The 19522-nt window shown below is 43.9% G+C and carries 17 protein-coding genes; 1 reads left to right on the plus strand and 16 read right to left on the minus strand.

Annotated elements, in window-relative coordinates; genetic code table 11:
- Positions 1–816: transposase family protein (locus FYJ73_RS15780; protein ID WP_473733512.1), on the plus strand; the 816-nt coding region annotated here is incomplete at its 5' end.
- Between the two features lie 104 nt (positions 817–920).
- On the opposite strand, the gene FYJ73_RS14235 is transcribed toward FYJ73_RS15780, so the two are convergent.
- The 16 genes from FYJ73_RS14235 to FYJ73_RS14315 all read right to left on the minus strand — a co-directional run bounded on the left by FYJ73_RS14235 (position 921) and on the right by FYJ73_RS14315 (position 19189).
- Entirely contained in the window at positions 921–1181 is a 261-nt protein-coding gene (locus FYJ73_RS14235) for a hypothetical protein (protein WP_154535407.1), read from the minus strand.
- Positions 1178–2308 (minus strand): radical SAM protein, encoded by a 1131-nt coding sequence (locus FYJ73_RS14240; protein ID WP_154535408.1) that lies wholly within the window; start codon positions 2306–2308, stop codon positions 1178–1180. The genes FYJ73_RS14235 and FYJ73_RS14240 overlap by 4 nt, the downstream gene beginning before the upstream one ends.
- Before the next feature lie 293 nt (positions 2309–2601).
- Positions 2602–4806 carry a peptidase domain-containing ABC transporter gene (locus FYJ73_RS14245; protein ID WP_154535409.1) on the minus strand — a complete coding sequence of 735 codons (2205 nt, stop codon included), beginning with the start codon at positions 4804–4806 and terminating at the stop codon, positions 2602–2604.
- 1 nt (position 4807) lies between these two features.
- Positions 4808–7138, minus strand: a complete 2331-nt coding sequence (locus FYJ73_RS14250) for an outer membrane beta-barrel protein (protein WP_154535410.1) — start codon at positions 7136–7138, stop codon at positions 4808–4810.
- A gap of 308 nt (positions 7139–7446) precedes the next feature.
- Positions 7447–7809, minus strand: a complete 363-nt coding sequence (locus tag FYJ73_RS14260) for a DUF3244 domain-containing protein (protein WP_154535412.1) — start codon at positions 7807–7809, stop codon at positions 7447–7449.
- Between the two features lie 177 nt (positions 7810–7986).
- Positions 7987–9564: a helix-turn-helix transcriptional regulator gene (locus FYJ73_RS14265; RefSeq protein ID WP_154535413.1), complete on the minus strand. Its 1578-nt coding sequence runs from the start codon at positions 9562–9564 to the stop codon at positions 7987–7989.
- Positions 9565–9807: 243 nt separating this feature from the next.
- A complete protein-coding gene (locus tag FYJ73_RS14270) occupies positions 9808–9999 on the minus strand; it encodes a hypothetical protein (RefSeq protein ID WP_154535414.1) in 192 nt (63 codons plus the stop codon).
- A 198-nt stretch (positions 10000–10197) separates the two neighbouring features.
- A complete protein-coding gene (locus tag FYJ73_RS14275) occupies positions 10198–10392 on the minus strand; it encodes a hypothetical protein (RefSeq protein WP_154535415.1) in 195 nt (64 codons plus the stop codon).
- Positions 10393–10426: 34 nt separating this feature from the next.
- A complete protein-coding gene (locus tag FYJ73_RS14280; RefSeq protein WP_154535416.1) occupies positions 10427–12352 on the minus strand; it encodes a relaxase/mobilization nuclease domain-containing protein in 1926 nt (641 codons plus the stop codon).
- Positions 12353–12410: 58 nt separating this feature from the next.
- On the minus strand, positions 12411–12893 hold the full coding sequence (gene mobC, locus FYJ73_RS14285) for a plasmid mobilization relaxosome protein MobC (RefSeq protein ID WP_206081798.1): 483 nt from the start codon (positions 12891–12893) through the stop codon (positions 12411–12413).
- A 157-nt stretch (positions 12894–13050) separates the two neighbouring features.
- On the minus strand, positions 13051–13734 hold the full coding sequence (locus FYJ73_RS14290; protein ID WP_154535418.1) for a DUF6371 domain-containing protein: 684 nt from the start codon (positions 13732–13734) through the stop codon (positions 13051–13053).
- A gap of 124 nt (positions 13735–13858) precedes the next feature.
- Positions 13859–14803 (minus strand): AAA family ATPase, encoded by a 945-nt coding sequence (locus FYJ73_RS14295; RefSeq protein WP_235899392.1) that lies wholly within the window; start codon positions 14801–14803, stop codon positions 13859–13861.
- Between the two features lie 2 nt (positions 14804–14805).
- Positions 14806–15120 (minus strand): helix-turn-helix transcriptional regulator, encoded by a 315-nt coding sequence (locus FYJ73_RS14300; protein WP_154535419.1) that lies wholly within the window; start codon positions 15118–15120, stop codon positions 14806–14808.
- A gap of 262 nt (positions 15121–15382) precedes the next feature.
- The gene (locus tag FYJ73_RS14305) at positions 15383–16081 is read right to left on the minus strand and encodes a hypothetical protein (RefSeq protein ID WP_154535420.1); all 699 of its coding nucleotides are present in this window, start codon (positions 16079–16081) and stop codon (positions 15383–15385) included.
- A gap of 3 nt (positions 16082–16084) precedes the next feature.
- A complete protein-coding gene (locus tag FYJ73_RS14310) occupies positions 16085–17674 on the minus strand; it encodes an RNA-binding domain-containing protein (protein ID WP_154535421.1) in 1590 nt (529 codons plus the stop codon).
- Between the two features lie 66 nt (positions 17675–17740).
- Positions 17741–19189: a tyrosine-type recombinase/integrase gene (locus FYJ73_RS14315; RefSeq protein ID WP_235899393.1), complete on the minus strand. Its 1449-nt coding sequence runs from the start codon at positions 19187–19189 to the stop codon at positions 17741–17743.
- Positions 19190–19522: the final 333 nt, after the last annotated feature.

A 19522-nucleotide genomic window follows, 5' to 3' on the forward strand; every position in this document is an offset into this window, starting at 1 on the left:
GACTATGAACGTTTCAAGGAGCTGGATACCAAGAAGAGTGACAACGTAGTAAGAATGATAGAAAGGGCCTATAAGGGTGGCCTTCGTGCCGCTTACGCACTGATGGATACGTGGTTTGTGAAAGCGCCTTTGGTTTGCGCTGTCAGGAAGATAGGCGGCGGAGCCGTACATGTCGTAGGCCGTCTTGCCATGGGAAAGGACAGGTATGCAGTCGGTTCACGACGTTACAATGTCCATGAGCTCATCGCCTTGCATGGGCGTGAGGCCGTTGTGTGCCGCAAGTACAAGTGCATGTACTTCGAACAACGGGTAATGATGGGCGACACCTGCGTGAAGATATTCTTCATCAGAGTCGGACGGAATAAGAATTGGGACGCTATCGTCACAACGGACACACACATGAAATTTATGGAAGCCTTTGAGATATACCAAATACGCTGGAACATTGAAGTGCTGATAAAGGAGTGCCGGCAATATCTTGGACTTGGCTCATACCAGGGAACGGATTTCGACGAACAGATTGCCGACTGCACGCTCTGCCTTATGACACACATGATACTGACATTGGGACAGAGGTTCAACGAATATGAGGCGCTTGGCGAGTTATTCCGTGCGACAAGGCGAGAAATGTTCGAACTTACACAATGGCGTCGTACACTAGAGATTATCAAGAATCTACTTAACGTGTTGGCCATAAATCTTTGTATCAACGTAGCCGACACCATGGAGGATCTTATGCAAGGTACACAAGTCATCAGTGAACTCGAGGCTATTTTGAACATTTTGTCACCTTCCGAGGCCGTGACTATGCACTAATACAGAGTGTTAACTTTTATTTTCAAAATATTAATCGTTTGTCAGTCAACATATTGCAATGTGCGATTATTCGCGGAAGCCTGTAAAATGGCAAGTGGGAAACTTTAGTAAGAAATACTTTTCTGAACCAAATCAACACCAAGTCCAGGATAGTTCAGCATGGAAAGCAGCTGCAAACCATCAGAAGCATTCTCCTTAATTCTCATACTGGGTGTATATATGTCGCCGCTGATATCCTGCCGTACATGGTGCTTGGCGGATACCACGACTTCTTTAAGAGTTGTTGAGTCAGACGTGCTGACGTTCTGACCATGTATTGCTATCGAATAAATGGCGAGAACAAAAATAGGAATAATACTTCTCATGATAATACTTTTATATTTTTTGAGTTGAAAACTGTTGGCAAGTCGACAGACAACCTATGCTGGATATGAGTGCAAAGCATCCTAATGTCCTTGCAATAAACCGAAGGATTATTGAAGCCGTTATGCTTTGAGTAGCGGTGGGCAAGGTTTCCTCCACCGCATATATCACAAATGTCACAATCAAGACATTCTTTGCATAGCACCTTTGATGAATGGGAATAATAGTATTTTCTCATGACGGCATTATTGGCAATATCGTCAAATGAATTTTCAACAATATTCATTCCCGTATGAGTAAAGCCATTGCCACATACTTTCAGATTGTCTACAAGTTCCAGATTTCCATTCGGCTTGATGCTTATGGTACGGTTGGTCTTACGTCCCAGCACTTCATAGCCACGTTCGACACCCAGAAACAGTCCGACGACCGAATCTAAATAGCGGATAATTGGTTTACGGTCGCTTTCATCGTCATACCACAGGTCGAATAATTGGCACAGCCATTCTCCAGTCTTTGGTGAGCCTCCATGATCATAGGTTACATCAGGGAATAAGAAGTCTGCGAATTCAACACCTATATCTTGAAGATGCGCATAAACCTCATGAGGGTCTGACGATGTGTTAATTACGCTAAGGATATTTACAGGAAGATTGTTAGCCTTCAATAAATTAATGCCGGCAATTATGCTGTCATAAGCAGGTCTCCCTGAATTTCTATAAACTCTGTTTATTGATGCGTCACGCGGCCCGTCAATGGATACTCCTATGGAAATATCCAACTTTTGAAACAGGTCTATCCACTCTTGTGAGAGTAAGGTCGCATTCGTCTGCAGTCCATAGAGAAGCTTGGTATCCTTAACAATCTTGTCAGCCTCTTTTATGAAATGAGTATAAAAGCTCTTGGAAGCCATCAGAGGTTCTCCTCCGTGAAAGATAATCAGGAACTCATCTATATTATGCTTGCGACAATGTTCGTTTATTCTAAATAAGATACTGTGAATCAGACGTGGACTCATAACAGGCGGCTCGCTCATATAGGAGTTGTCGCCCTGATTGAATACGTAGCAGTACCTGCAATTAAGATTGCAGCAACTGGTGACTTTCAGAATTAATTCGTTAAATTCCATCTTTCTTCTTTTAAAGACACTGGGCAGTAAACTGCCCAGTGTCCAATTACATTCGGTTAACGTCCAATAGGCCGCGTGGACTCGGCATAATTGGTGTTACCCCACTTGGGCTCTAGAATTGTAAGTTCCTTGTCACCACCCATAATCAAACTCATTCCCTTTTTCGAGAGGAACTCATTGATTTTCTCAACATTCTGATCAAGAATGTCATTACTGATACTTACTTTCATCTTGATAAGTTATTAAAATGTTATTGTCCTGCTAAAGCGTTAAGGACGGTTGCTCGCAATATGCTAATTGCCAAGTTCCAGCTGGTTCTTGACCAGGTTATAGTAGGCTCCGCGCTTGGCTGTCAACGTCTCGTGGTTACCAGTCTCAACTACCTTGCCGTGGTCGATAACCACTATCTGGTCAGCATTGCGGACGGTACTCAGGCGATGGGCGACAATGACGACAGTCTTGCCTTTATAGAACCTGTCGAGATCCTCTACGATGGCACGCTCATTGTTAGCGTCAAGGGAGTTCGTTGCCTCGTCAAGGAAGATATAGTCGGGATTCTTGTACACAGCACGGGCAATAAGGATACGCTGCTTCTGTCCCTGGCTCAAGCCGACACCATCACGTCCGATCTTCGTATTGTACTTCAGCGGAAGCGACAAGATATAATCTTTGATACAGGCTATCTCGGAGGCTCTCAACAACCGTTCTTTGTCTATGTCACCATCATCAACTGCTATGTTGCGAGCGATGCTCTCGGAGAAGATCACGCCGTCCTGCATGACGACACCACACTGGCGCCGCCACCATTTCTTGTTGAGCGTGTTGATATCGATACCACCGATATTAATCGTGCCTTCCAAGACCGGATAATAGCCTAACATAAGCTTGACGAGCGTTGTCTTACCGGAGCCTGATGCTCCGACGATAGCTGTCACCTTGCCCTTGGGGATATGGATGGTTACATCGTCCAAGGTCTTATTCAAGGCATGGGGATCATATTTGAACATGATACGCTCTATGTCGATACCTTGGTCCTTGTCGGCAAGTGATGCCTTCAGTCCTTCCTTCCCGTTCTCATCGTCCACCCGGTGGATCTCATTGATACGCTCAAGACTGATCTTCACGTCCTGCAGGGAATAGAAGAAGTTCATTAGCTGCTCCACAGGCGAGTTCAGCTGTCCGATGATATACTGCACGGCGAGCATCATACCGAGCGTCATCTCTCCGTGAATAACGGCCGCTGCAGAGACAACCGTGATGACAATGTTTTTCACTTCGTTGATGAGGATGCTGCCGGCCTCCTGCGTCTGCTGGAGTTTGAGCGACTTCATCTGTACACCGAATAGGTCGGCCTGCGTGTCCTCCCACTCCCAGCGGCGGCGCTGCTCACAGTCCTGCAGCTTGATCTCCTGCATGGAAGTGATGAACTCATAGGTCTTGTTATTATTGATGGCCTGCTGCTCGAACAACTCATAGTCAAGCACCTTGCGCCTGCGGAGAAACAGGGATATCCAGGCACCATACAGGAAACTGCCGAAAAGGAAAATGGCAAACACGAGCTTGTTGTAGAAGAACAACACAACGGAGAAGACGAGGAATGTGAGCATGGCGAAGGTAATGCTCAGCGACTGGTTGGTGAGGAAATTGTTCACCCGGCTGTGATCGTTCATACGCTGCATGAGATCACCCATGAGTTTCGTGTCGAAGAACGACATCGGAAGCTTCAGGAGTTTGATGAAGAAGTCACTCACTAACGAGATGTTGACCCGTATGGAGATATGCAGCAACAGCCAACGGCGGATGAAGTCAATAGCCGTACGGCTGAACGTCAGCATCAGCTGGCCAAGCAGAATCAGCCAGATGAAGCCGATATCCTGATTCTTGATACCGACATCTACGATAGATTGAGTGAGGAACGGCAGGACGAGCTGCAGAAGGCTGCCCACGACCATTCCCAACACGATCTGTCCGAAATATCGCTTGTATTTCCTGACATAGCCAAAGAGAAACCGGAAAGACCGAGGGTTATCCTGTCTTTCGTCTTCCCCCTCCTCCTTGTGCGAGTAGAATGCCGGTGTTGGTTCAAGGAACATCGCGATGCCCTTGTCCTCACCATGGCTCCGCGTGCTTATCCAATGGCTCTTGAACTCATCGAGACCATATTTTATCAGTCCTTTTCCCGGATCTGCGATATAGAATTTCTTTCCTTTCTTGACTTTATAGAGAACCACAAAATGGTTCTGGTTCCAATGGAGGATACATGGAAGAGGAGCTTTGAGCAAGGCATCCTCATCTACTTTAGCACAGATAGTGTGTAAGCCTATTTTGTTTGCCGTCTCATTGATTCCGAGAAGGGACACACCCTCCTTAGTGGCAAAGCATTCTTTTGAAAGCACATCTAACGATGGTTCTTGTCCATAGAATTTACCCACCATTTGAAGGCAAGCTACGCCGCACTGCATGGAATCTTTCTGAAGAAATAATGGAAAGCTTCTCATATCATTTGATTCTATTTATTTCCTCATCATTAACGGTGTTTTTCTTATAAATATTTTTAAATTTATTAATATTGTACTTTAAAGTAATGGAAATATTTCGAGTGTCTAAATGAGGATGTTGCTCATACCAGACATAACCATATTCCGTGACAGAATTTGGATTAGAACGATTCAGAATGTCATTAGCAGATATTGTAAGGGCCAACCGCTTGTCAGCAAAAAAAGTCTTATATAAACCAATACGTAATTTGTAACTCGGTTGTATGGTATTACCCAATGACCAATATGAAGAAGCTATACCAAAATCACTGAAGATCATAGTTTGATGACCCACATTAAACTGATTGACGGTACTTAATTGACAAAGAGGTTTGAAGCGTTTACGCCAGCTATCAAGTACAGGAACTTTTGTGACATCACATTGAAAGTTTGCATTGTATGAGAAACGATAAAAACCAATCTTGTTAGAATATGAGACTTTCAAGTTGAAATAACTCGCATTAATGTTTACTGGAGAATTGATAATGTTACCTGCCACTTCCTGGTTATTGTGGAGTGCGTACATTACAAAATTTTTATCGTATCTATAGCTCAATTGAATCAGCAATCGATTCTTAATGACACATGAAATATAAGAATTATGAGTCGAAGTCATTCTCAGTCCCGGATTGCCTTGCTCATAAAGCATGGCATTTATGTAGTAAACAACAGGAGATAGCTCAGTAAAAGTCGGACGTTGACTTTTACTGTTATAGCCAGTTACAAAAATAAGTTCAGGATTGACTGTATAGTTCACTTGTATAGACGGGTAGAAGTTAAATCTACTGTCTTTATAGATTACATTATCATCTTGCATGTAGTTAGAATGATAGTATTCTCCTCTAAGACCTACAGAGAGATATAGTTTTTTTATTTGATGACTCAATGTAATATAATTGGCAACGAGTTCATCATTAAGTTGTGTTCTATGATAAAAGTACATATCAGAGCCTAGAGGATTATAGGAATCGGACAAGCCTTTGTTGTGAGTGTAGCTGTATTTAGTACCCACTTGCATACGGATTCCTCCTAAAATCTGATTCTGATAGTCAGCTTGTAAAGAATAGATACAATAGCGGTTATTTCCATCAATATTGTCAAGGTTGTTACCATTAGTATTGATAAGGTAACTTTGTTCATCCTTTGAAAAAGTATAGCTGGCATCAACAAATAGCGAACCGAAGACTTTACTGTTATATTTGCAAAGTAGATCTACATTATGTAATTGATTATTATCACGATTCTTCTGATCCGTTTTAAGGTTTGTCTCTGTTGTTCCGATTAAGGTTTTTTCAATGCTGTTATCATGGTCATTCGCGCGACCTACCTCCAACATGTATTGAAAATTTAGGTTGCTTTGACCGTTAAGCATTAAGCCTGCACTATACAATAGTTCATGCTGAGGATTATAAGAGTTAGAGAAATTCTCTGAGTTGTTATAACTGATAGTTGAAAGACTTTTTTCGTTAAAAAGATGATATTCGTTTTCTGCCCATTCTTTTTTGCGAGAGTCCTTGAACTGATAGGAAAGATAATGAGCTATTCTACCATATTTGGCATTTAAATTTATCCCCTCCGTATCGCTGTATCTACGTGCTACGACGGATTTGTGAGAGACTTGCGAATTTACGAAGTCTTCTATTTTTGTTATGGTGGTAACAGAAATCACCGAACCATATTTGGAGGCATATTGTGCTGATGGATGCATGTCAAGTGTGATAGATTTTATCATATCAGGGCGTAAATTTTCAATTTCCATCATGGATTTTACTTCTCTACCGTTAATAATATACAGTGTGGAGCCAGCAGCAAATACTGAAATTTTATCCTGAGAAGACTCAACAAAAGGCAGAAATCCAAGAACGGAAAATATGTCAGGTTGATTTTTGAGAAAAGTCTTACTCACATTCAACGTGAAAGTACCATTTTCTATTGACAGAGGATTTTGTCTACCTTTAACAACGACATCTTTAATAACCATAGCGTCCGGTTCCATCTTTATTTCACCTATGTTACTATTGTTAAAATTAACATAATTGGTTTCATACCCAAGATATGAAATCTTCAATAATCCGTTTGGTTGCATCGTTTGCATACTAAAAGTTCCATCAGTATTAGTAACTGTTCCTAGAATGAAAGTGGAATCAACCTGATTGATAAGAATAACATTCGCATATGGCATAGGCTTAGAATTCTCATCAATTATCCTACCGTTTATTAGTTGCTGTCCAAAACTACAAGTGAATGTAAAAATGAATGATACGACCAGTATAACTTTGCTAATTTCAACCATTTGATAAAGATCTTCGTGTAAATTGTGAAATCCACGAGTGGAGTATGCCCCACTCGTGGTAGAGGAATTAGTCCTCGATAACAACAGTTTCCTCCTTAGTAGTTATTGTGCCATCAGGAGAGATTACTGTGGTTTTTGTTGTCTTAGTCACTTTCCCACCCATTATCTTGTCGAGTTCTTGGTTGGTCAATGGATTTAGAGACATCATGAATTGATTATTCATTACATTGTTCTTTAAGTTTGTGCTTACTAACGCATCAGCTATCGTCCTTTTTACCAGTCTGGTCTGGATATAATATAGGCCTTTATTATTCTATGTAGAACGTTCCTTCGTATGTTACATTGTTTAGTGCAATACAAAGCGTATATTCTCCTGTAGGAAGATTAGCAACATTCTGAGTAATAAAACCATTCTTTGTAATAGTATCAGCTATTGAGGACACAAGATTCCCATCGACATCATAGATACATATCCAAACTGTACCGGAATACTTCTGTATGTTCACAGCTATATCTTCACCTTCGTAGTCGGCCTCTACCTTTGTTATTGAAGGCATTCTTGGGCATCCGCGCTGAAAAGCGCCCTTCATCCTAAAGCTGATGGGCTTTGAGTAAATTGGCATTATACTTAATAGAAATACCAGAACTAAGATAATTTTTGTTTTCATCATAAGCTAAACATTTATTATTGTTTTCGGTTGCAAAGTTATGACGAAAATCCATGTACTCCAAATCTAATCGGTCTAATTCGTATTTTATTAGTACTTATCGCAAATAATTAATTATAAACAAGTTATGATATCGCCCCCCCCCTAAAATAAAGTCTAAAAATGATTTCTAGCCCAAACTTAGTACTCCTCAATGAACTCTCTTGTAGACACTTTGCTTTTTTCTAACCCTAATTTTTTCTTGAAAAGGAAGAGTCTCTGCTTTACAGATTCCTCCTTTATGTTGTAAATAGAAGCTATACCTTCGTATGGAATCTTTAATCTCACCAACATGAGAAAACGAAGATCCTTCTGTGTTAGATCCTTAAACTCGTTCTTCAATCTTATAACAAACTCGTCATCCGTACTGTTCAGAGTTACTTCTATCTCTTCCCAATCATTATCCGTAAGTTTCAGTTTTGAAAAATCGGAAGGTTTAATTTTTTTAATGCTATTGACTATATTAATTCTACTTAATAGAAAATTTCTCATAGTTGCCAACTGTCTTTCCTTGTGGTTTAATCCCATTTGGTAGATTTTCTTTTCATCTTCCATTCTTTCGCGCAAAATCTTCTTTTTCTGTATAAAAACTAGACTTAGAAGCAAAATGATAATAAAAGATGGGACTACTATAAGCAAGATCATATTTGATTTCCATTGGCTTTCGCTTGATAATTTGGTTCTGGCGATTTCCTTTTGAAGCATCAAGCTATAATATTTATTCCGAGCTTCCAAATTTTCTGAGTTTCTCTTATCAAGATAGAAATCTGTTGAATCAGCAAATTTTTCGACTCCGACCCAGTTATGTTCTTTTATTGCAATAGTGCGTTTTAATGAATACAACAAAATGCTATCACTGATGCTTAAAGGTGTGGCTTCCGCAATAGCTTTCTTAGCTAAGTCTATAGAGTCTGCCATGACATAGAATTGGCTTAAGGAGTATCCCTTGGAAAAATTATCCCCTGCGTTATAAACGTATGATTTCTTCGAGGCCTCCAATGCTAATTCCGTATCACCTTCTATTCCATAAAACACGGATAAATCTTGATAAGAATTGGATATTATCGTTGAGTCTTTGGACTGCAAAGCATATTTTACTGCCTCATGTGCCAAGTAGATACAAGTGTTAGGATTTCTACCCCCATAGCTCATACATTCTGCTAAGTTTAAAAGGTAATATACCTTATTAGATAGTTTTGCCCCTTTCACATTATATATATTAACCGCAGCCTTGGCATCGGCAATGGCTTTGTCGACATCGTAGTTTCGTAAGATCACAGATTGTTGCAGCAAGGCTAAGCACTGAATATCATAATCATTCTGTGCTTTTGCTGTCTGATTTGCCCTTTGAAAGCAAGTAAGCGCTTTCTCGCTGCTATCATTCAACGCATAATATTTCCCCATATAGTACATGCATTTGGCATACAGTGTGTCAGTAGGTTTCTTGCCGTACCAGTCGTATGCTTCTCTAATAAGAGAATCATTGTCTACATCAAGTCCAGATTTGTCTTGCGCCATAGTATAAACAAGGCAATACATCGCGTCATCAGAGTTAGGCAATTCGTTTCGATCTATCTTATTAAGAATGTTCAGTGCGCTGTCTGCCATATCAGAATCAGCTAAAGATAAAGCCGTAGAAATCCGTGCGTCATGTTTACCATTGCATGAGACCATCAGGATAATGGAGAGCAATATTAGTGATATGGTCGTCTTTCTCATTTCTTACTCATTTACTTTAGTAATGCTTTTGCAAAGTTACGTCTAAATTTTCAAATATATCCATTTACATGGTCTAAATCGCTATCAACCACGTTCAATTACTATTTATTGATTATCAATAGGTTACAAATATTATTAGAAAAATTGCGGTCTAAAACTTACAAGACAAGCCCAATCAACTCCGTTATTATGAATGAATAATGGCTGATTGGACTTGATTTAGGCTCCGCAATTTATAGACCCTCAAAAATCGCTTTTATGTTCATCAACATACATCTTCACGATGCCGTTGATGATATGCTTGACACTTGATGGCTTGCCATGCTTGAGTTTGAGCAGCTCAAGCTGATGACAGAGATCTGCATCAATCCACACCTGCTTCTCCTTCGGCTTCTTCTCCTTAGAGATGGCTGCAGCCTGCCACAAATCATCCAAAGTCATTGAGGGTGACTGGCGACGGAGTGAGGAGGTCGAAGCCCCCTTAGTTATGGAAGACTTCTGAGCAGCCCCCTTCTCCGTCTCGTTGACCAGAAAGAACGGAACATTCTCCTTAGGCTCTGACTGTTCAGCAGGTTTAGAATCTGTTGGCTTGGCTACCTCTGGCTTTGTTGCTGTAGTCCTCGGAGTCGCAGACTAACCTGCTCGTTTCGGTTTCTTTGGTGTTGTGTCAGAAGTTGGACCCTCTGAGGCCTGTGCCTCATTCTTTTGAGCCATCAGTGCACGGCTCTGCTCGAAGAAGGACTTAAAATCCAGGTCTTCAGGCTCTCCGTTGACTCTCCTAAGGTAATCATGGATGTCTCCGAATGTCGTTTTCTTGTCATTCTTCATAATGAATATGTGTTAGATGTTATACAATGTGATCTTATCTTTTGAGGCTGCGCTCATCGTCGATATCTTCCCAGCGGGAACGTCCACCGACCTCATACTCACGGTTATGACCCATAGAGGTAGCGTTGACGGAAAGCACAGACTGCAGTCGATGCATAAGGGCGCTGTGCTGCTGCACGAAATTCATCGTTCCAACAAAGCCGTCCTTGCCCTGCTCAGGACGGATGCCCACCTTATTATATTGGTAGTGATCGGCTATGGTCTCGGTTTCCTCACGCAAGACATACTCCTTGACCAGACGGCACTTCAGGGCTTCGCGCTCCTTCGGGACATCGTCAGCACGGTTGCACATCCTGACTTCTTCCTCCGTGAGTGTGAACTTGACTGGCATATGCCCAACGTCAATAGCCAACTGCCATCGGCCGTTCATCAACTTGTAGAGTCTTACCTTGTCGTAGGGTATCTGCCAAGCTGGCTCACCATTCTTGATGCGTTCCTCTATCAGTCGCTTCCGGTATGCCTCGTAGATTTCTTTATGGAAGTAGAACGCAGCAAGATGGATGGCGATGTCCTCACGGCACCCTTCACTTTTGGTATTGTAGTACCATGCCGTCTGCTTGTCTGAGATCTCATGATCATAGGTTTTGCCGTCCATAGTCATCCTTACGACGTGCTTTCCATTGACAGTTCCCACCTGTACGGTGAACAAGTCGCGATAGACGTCAAGTATGGTCATCCGCTGGTAATGATGTTCCTCCTTCAGCTGACAAGGCTGCTTTTCTTTCGGCCTTGCCGGTTGGGCTTGCGACTGTACTTGTGGCCGTGCCTGTAATTGTACCCGTGCTCGCGACTGTGCGTGTGCTTGTGGCAGCCTCTGTTCCCTGAAGTCGACTATGTCTGCAAGCTTCATCACCTCACTGCCGTTGAGTGCCATCTTACGGGTATGGTCGACGATGCCGTAGCCACGGACAACCCCGTTACGGTCTTTCTGAAAGATGATGCTGACACCGAACTTGCTCCGCAACTGCTGCAGAAACCACAACAACTGTTGCTGTTCCGTCTTTCCGAGTCGCTTGCCCGAAGCATCCGTCAGCCGGGCGATGTCACTCTTCAGTTGGCGATCCGACTTCATCAGTTCCTTCCTGTTCTTCGCACGTTCTGATTTCTTCTGAGACTTTTCTGTTGCCTCAAATTGCTTCAAACTTTGCTCACGGTACTTGAAGAAGACGGCTTTCAACTGCCGGGCTGCATCTTCTCGACGCTCCATCTTCTTCCGGTCATCCTTGCTGACGGCATTACGTGCTGTCAGGTCGGCGAGATTAGCCTTAAAGGCCTCCGCGCCACCGTGATAGAATATTACTTTGTCGGGCTCTTCCTTATTCTCACCGGTCGTGAATCCGAACTCACGGATGATGTTCATGAGCTGACCCTCTGTCTGGAAACTGTACGACAGCAGTTCGTTCATATCTTGGAACTGATCTTTCTGCACGATCCGATTAAGACACTCGTTCAGTCGCCGGAAGTCTTGATGGTCGGAGAGCAGCGTGCCGTTGGGCTTGACCCTCGTGCCGAGGATATGCACGTGATTGTTCTCCGTGTCGCGGTGGAAGTAGATGAAATAAGGATTGTGTTCGGCACCAAACTCTTTCATGAGCTGATGGGCAATGTCTACAAGCTGCTCCTTGCTTTTCTCCCGACCTTTGACAGACAGGGCATAGTGGAACTGTAGGCGAGTCGACTTGCTGTTGCCGAAGGTGTTGGAGTGGTCCTGCAAGTACTGTTCCACCTCATGGGCACAGTTGACTCCGGCTTCATGGAGCATATTGAGCACAAGGAGGAAGTTACCGTCAACATTGGCGGCTCCGGCAAAGTCGGCCACGCCCTGCTCCACCTTCGTCTCGTTATAGGCGGCACCGGGAAACACGCCTCCCGATACCTGTCTTAGTTTCTTGATGATCATGATTAGTGATATTGGTTAACAATAGGGTTGTTGATTAAGAGATTAACCGATTAAGTGATTAATCGGTTTGGTGATTAATAGCTGACTTAACCTTCTTCCACCGGTCTGCAGACTGGCTGCGGAGAGAGCTAAGGTCGCTGGCTGCCCGGCCCAAATCATCAGCCACCTGACGGGTCAGCGGGTTCGGGTAAGTCATGGCATTGGCATTGACATGATGGGCGATCTGGTTGATATTGTTCCCGATGGCGGACAGTTCACGGTTCTCTGTTTTATACTCTTCATAGACAGACCGGAGCCAGTCTACGACCTCTTGAGTTGAAGATCCTCCTGCGAAGGTTGCATTACAACTACGGTCAAAGCCATTAGCTTCTGTCGTATTATACATTTTCGTAAGATCAGTATTGTTCAGCATGTAGCGGAACATGGCACTCATCTTCCCGTCGAAGTATTTTTCGGCAAGCGCCTTGGCTGTAATCTTCGAGTCTCTGTCCAGTCGAAACTGGATGAACTCCGTTTTGTTCTGTGTAATGTTTTTACTCATGGTATAGATTGTTATTAGTATATCAAGTGATAAAGTGAGCGAGTTTCGAGCAAACTGATTCCCAGCCCTGGAGGGTGGGCAAGTTGCCGTTGTCATGACAAAAGGCATAACTTGCCCACTGACTCTTCAAGTGATAAATCAACAAAGTGATTAAGTTTCATCTTCCTGTAAAGCGTCTGCTGACCTGACCGGCAAGATAGGAATTGATATCCTTGTCAACGAAACTTTTGTCAATCTTGATGAACTTGCCAAAACGGTCGTCATAGTAGTCACAGTTCATGTCGTCTGCGAAGAGAATGGCCTGTCGGCCAAACAGTTTTCGGGCCATCTCTTCCGAAAGGTCGTTGCCATGTCCTATCGCCAGCCAGTCGATTTCCGGCATCGCCAGGGCACCGAGCAAGACGGTCTTCTCCTCCTGTACGACTGCTACTGGCTTACCGGAGAGGGTATGCTCTCCGAAGAAGACACTGTCGTCTGTGTAGTAGTCGAAGCAGTACCATTGATAGAGATTGTCTGTCAGTGGTTCACTTTTCAACATGTCGCCTTTCTCTGCATCGAAGTAGATAACTGAGCCTCCCAAGATTTGATCTTTCCGGTTGATACGGGGCAGAACGGTACCGTAGTGGTCATTCATCGTCTTGTTGACGGCCCCGAGACGGTACTTCTCTATAAGGCTGTCGATCTGCCTCATACCTTCCGGACTATAACAGACAGTCCTGTCAAGGTAGTCGGTTAGCGATGAGTGATGGCAGGAGATGCTGTCTTCGGGAATTCGGATCAACTGCCGCTGCCATACTGGAGCCCTCGTGGCTTTTACTCGCTCATAGTCAATAGTTGTCATAGGTAATGTCAGTATTATGATTCATTATTCAGGTTATTCATTTTATTCAGATTATTCACTTTATTCATTTTATTCACTTATGCATAACTGAATAAAGTGAATAAAATGAATAATTGCATAAGGTCTATTGCCTCAGCAACCGTGACACCTTGCTTTGAGATATGCCGCACTCGGCTGCTATCTCCTGCTGTGACTTGCCCTGGGCTGACAGTTCCCTGACACGCAACTTCAGACTGTCCCGTTCATCGGTGTTTTCCGTTGACAGATGGTCCGACTCGCAGCCATAGTCCTTGAAGGTGAAGCAGAGGTTGCCCGAAGCATCCTTGCCACGCTCATAGAGCGCCACATTGCCGGAGTCGAAGGCTATCTCGCCGTTGCGCCACTTACACTGCTTGACATAGACCATCGACGGATCCTTGTGCGACTGACCCAAACCGATGGCGTCATCAATGAGCTGGTTGATCTTTGCCGAGCCCTGAATGGCTGACAAAGACAAGGGAACGGCACCAGAGAACATCTTGGGCACATGGTTGAGGATGATCAGGGTCCAGTTGTGCTGCTTCTTCAGGGCGTTGAGTGCTGCCATCAGACTGCCGGCATCAGAGCCTTTGTCAAGCGACTGCCCGAGAGCTGTGATGTTGTCGATAAAGACGACATCGGTCTGGTTGGCAAGTGCAGCCTCCTCAATGCCTTTGAGGATGTCCTCCGGCAGGTTGTCTGTATCCATCTCGGCACGGAAGAGTGTCAGAGGAAAGTCGGCCGTGCCATAACGTAGGGCAAGCTGCCGGGGTGTCATCTCGAAATCGGCATACAGCACCCGTCTGCCACTGGCGGCAATATCACGCGCAACCTGCATGGCAAAGATGGTCTTGCCGATACCCGACTGCCCGAAGATGACACAGAGGTCACCTTCAAGGACGACATTGGGATAGAGAGTCACCAACGGTGGCAACGAGCGCGCCTTGTCCAGGCACTCGTTCATGGATGACACGTGGAAGCCACCGGCATCCTCGGCACTGCGAAGATGCAACTCTTTGAATGCTGACTGAATGAAATCGTCTTGCGCCATAGTTATGCTCCTCCCAAGGTTAGAATGTTCATTACGTCATCATATTTATAAAGGACGCGGCGCGGACCGACTTTCACCGACTTGAGGATGCCTGACTTGTTCCAGCGCCATAGTGTCGAGAAATCGACCTTCAGCAACTCAGCTGTCTCCTTACGGGAAAGGAACTGTTTGTCCGCAGCGACGGTCTGACTGTGGGGGGGCGCCGGTGCTGGCTGGTTAATTGATTGTACAGGCTGCAGCCTGGTTGCAATTTGGGCAATGGCTGCCTCAAAGTCTGCCTTAGTCATCACGATGAATGGATTAGTAGTAATTTCCATGGTAGAAAAAAGATTAGTAGGTACTTCGACGTCGTTGCAGAAGGAAGATCTGCTCAAACATCGCATTGCAAAGTTAGGAATAAAAATGACTGCACGAAAGCATAGCTACCTATTAACTTTCTGTATAACAGTAAGTTCAATAAAGATTCATGATATTCAAGGATTGTTCAACTGTTGTTCAACGAAAGTTCAGTCGAGTTCAATAGATATGAAAAATCCCCACCAGTTTTTACTGATGGGGACAAATAGTTTCCATGGGACTTTACCTCATTCCTTCCTCAATACGCCTCAACTTCGGCTTCATCGCTCTGACATCTGTCAGGAATTCGCTCGTAGCGTTACTATAGTCATCAGTCGTCTGGCGGACCAAAGCCATGTAAGTTGAATAGTTGCTTTTCGATCCCACGATGTCTGTACCGAAGACGGCAACCATATCGTTGTATGTCGGATAGCTTGCAAGCCATTTAAGATCCCGCACACAGTATAGGGCGATACCCACGTCTTTCTTAGCCTTTATCTCCTTGAATAAGCTGTCAAGAATGTCGAGAACAGGAGCAGTGGGTCGGTCGTCTTCATCAACGGCCACATAGGGTTGAAAAATCTGGTGCCGCTCATCAAGTTGCTGTCCATGTTCTTTTGATTGGCTATCTACTTCATTTACTGAGGTTATCATAGCCTCAGGTTCCTTGTCATCCTCTACCTCTTTCTGTTGTCGCTCCGAAGGAACCTTCGATTTCTTCGTTCGCTTCAGCACTGCCTCTAAAGGTATAGCCACAAAGATATACACCAAGCAAGAACACACAACAACCAGCGATATTCCGCAGATGAGCCACGTAATATGCCATATCGTTGGGGGCAGTTCAGAACCTGATGCGACCTCTACAAACTTGGCAAGTAGCGGGACTGCTGCAACTATTGCGGCATAGCACATGATCTCGTGGGGCTTGTGAAGTCTGTTCATAGTTTATTCATTCATTGGTATTTCTCTTATTACTATCCATTTTCCACCTTTGGTCAGACCATCTCGCCGGATAAAACCACTTTCTTTAAGAAATCTAATTTCACGTTTTACAGTCGAATCTGACATTCCTGTTAGTTCTGCTATAGCTTTTCTTGAGAACTCTGGATGAAGTTGGATAGTCTTCAATATAGTATTCTGCCTCTTTGATAATTTATTTGGGTCAGGATTTGGGCCATTTGGGTCAGAATTTGGGTCAAAGCTTCCTTGATTCGGCTCATTATTCGGCCCATTCTCGACCTCATCAAAAGTTTTGATGGCAATATCCGAGCTTTTTACAGTTTCGTGAACAGGTATGAATACGTCAAGATAACTGCGTGTATCATCCGTGATAAATCTGGCTCGAGGAGATCCGTTCTCTTCAAGTTTGGCTTGGATTGTTGGTATGCCCGTGAAACGACCCTCTGTTAAATCCAACTCCTTAAGAAAATCTCCCAATCGACGGTTCCTGTACCTACGAGAATACATTATCCCGCCCTTCTCAATTGCATCAGAAGATATAGAGCGGTCGGGTCCAGGGACACTGCTTACTGTGATTCCATCCGGTTGTACCTCTACCGTAACTGGCTCATAAAGTGAGTAATCCCGATGATAAAAAGCATTGGTGACTGCTTCTTCCAAAGCTTGGACAGGATAGTTGAAGTATCTGAGACTCTCTGCACGGTCGGGAAGTTTGACAACGAACTCACGGAGTACATTGTTCTTTAGATAATCCAAAGTTCCATTGATAAGCTGAGGTACACTGCCATGAAGTATGTTCTCACTGAAATTATCAGGATCATTCAACCTGCCCTTAGGGAAGACGACGATTTCTGACTGGGTATATGGGAAGAACTTCTCTGGATGATCACTGAACATCATCGCTGCGACATTCTTCAGCATTCTATTCTCCGATGGACCAGTATAGAGATCCATCTGCTCAAGGGTTAACTCAAGGGGTTGCGTGAAGAGAGATTTCTGGAGTCTGCTGCCTATCTTCACAAGATAGTCTCGAAGAAGAACCATCGAGATGTCTTCTATCTTGACCTTTGGATTCGGGCGTTCATCAAATGGCACATGATTAGCCATAGCCATCAACTCATCGTAGATTTCTCCTTTGGCAACGACACTACTTGACCCACTTCTGACATAGTAGGTCATCTTCTTTGTCTTCGAAGTGACATTGGCAGGAACAGCATAAGGACGATTGAGTCCCGCAGGCACCCAGATGACAAAGACGTCAACTCCGTCTACTTGCTCAAACGAAGTGCGCGGCATGTAGTAGGGGCTGATCATATTGTTATATGCCACCATCTCCTTTTGTATCTTATCGTGCTTCTCTATCGGGACGCCCATGACTGGCCGTTTGGCAAGTCCATTGTCATCCTGGTCTACACCGACAAGGATATACCCTCCACCAAGATTGTCTATATCGTTGGCAAAGGCAGAAATGCTATGATAAATATCATCGGGATTCCAACCACGTTTGAACTCAATACGGTTGTCCTCCACCCTTCGCTTCTTGAGCAGGTCTTCTATGTTGATAGGTAATGCCATAATGCTATTATCAATATTGAGTGGCTAAAGTTACGTATTTTATTTCAATAAATCATCTCGGATTGATTATTTTTGCCCCAAAACTTTCTTCAGCATCTCCTTCATCTGCTCCGGAGTCATGCTGTCGACGTCTATATCCGGCTTTTCTTCCTCAAGATTCAACAACTTGGAGTTATACTCGAAGCGAGTCTCAAGCGGGTACATGTCCTGATATCCGGCTGTGATGTTGTTGCCAAGCGAATGGCCCATACTCTCAGAGATATACAACTCTTCAACCCCAAGATGCTTGAGATTAGTAGCAAAGGAGTGGCGGGCCCAGGTACCCGAAGGTTTCTTCTCCCACCCAAGCACTTCCTTGCAGATGCGGATGACACGGTCCTTTATATTCGAGTTCTCCTGTACCGTCAGCTTACGTCTTATCGTCTCATCCTCAATGCCACGGAAGATTTGCGGAAAAACATAAGCATCCTTTGCTGGTTTAGCGCCAATCTCGTCAAGAATCACCTGCAGAGGCTTGATGATAGGTACGATAACGACGGACATGCCATTGCTCGTCTCAGAAGTCTTCTTCCTCAGAAATTCAAAAGCACGTCCTCCTTCTGCAAAATAGGTGCGATTGAACTTCAGCCTCCCGGCATCGGCCAGATTGAAGCCATTACAGAGGTACTGAGTAAGGAACAGCCCAAGAGAGTCATGGGCACGCTCCGTATATTCCTTCGTCCAAGTCTCGGGATAACGTTTCTCTGTAAACACATGATACAACTGCGTCATCTCCTCAATGGTCAAATACGACTGCTGCCGCTTCTTCCCTCGCGGTATAGAAACGAGATCGTTGTCCTTATTTGAAAACGGGTAGCTTTCTTCGGGGAGATAGCCTCGCTTGATGCACTCGTTCCATACGACACGACAGGTCCGGAGATACATGCCCCTGGTAGCATCAGAGATTTTCCCCTCGAGCTTTCCGTTCAGCATAATACCGTTTCTCATACCTTCATCCCATAGCTTGATGGTGTTCTTGTCTATCTTAAATCCATTAACCTCACCGATAATCTTTCGGAAGGAGTTCAATGACCAAGAGTAGTTATCCGCTGTACCTACCCTATTCTCTCTTTTATACTTGTTGATAAGTCCCTCCCACACGCCAAGGAAAGAGAAGTCGTTCTCTTCCTCGAAGCCGGCGCCAGAAAGCATCGTCTTGATATTGTCAAGCGTGATCGGTCGTGACTTGCTAAGCTTCACAACCTTCTCACGGTATCCTTCCAACAACTGTTGCCACTGGTCATGGATATCCATCAGCCGGCTGCGTGAGCTGCTGACACTACATACAGAGTTGAAGAACGTCTCTGTCTGAAATGGCATATCGACGAGCTTATAGTACCATCGCGTTCTGTCTATATTGAAGCAGATCGCCATAGGATACTTTTCTGTATTCTTGTTTGTACGCTTATCAAGCACGAGGGTCATCGAAAGATTACCGATTTTGTTACAATTGAGTGATGTTTTGGAGGCCTTCATAATGGGTGTCTGTTAGAATGAGAGTTGATTTTGCGAACATTTTGCGAACACGATGCGAACACAAAAGCCGTATAAATACAATTTTATAAGATTGCATCTTTTGGTTACAAAGTTAGTAATTAATTGTATATCAACCAAATAAAACAAGTCATGAAATCTTATAAAATTTCATAAAAACGTATTTTAACAGACTCATAATCTGGAGGTCCTAGGTTCAAGCCCTAGCTGGTCCACACTGAAAATCAGCAAGTTAGAGAGTTCTCTAGCTTGCTGATTTTCTTTTTGCGAAAACAATACGAAAACATCGAGGCTCAGTTCAAATGCTATTTTAAG

The sequence above is a fragment of the Hallella mizrahii genome (genome assembly GCF_009695775.1).
GTDB lineage: Bacteria > Bacteroidota > Bacteroidia > Bacteroidales > Bacteroidaceae > Prevotella > Prevotella mizrahii.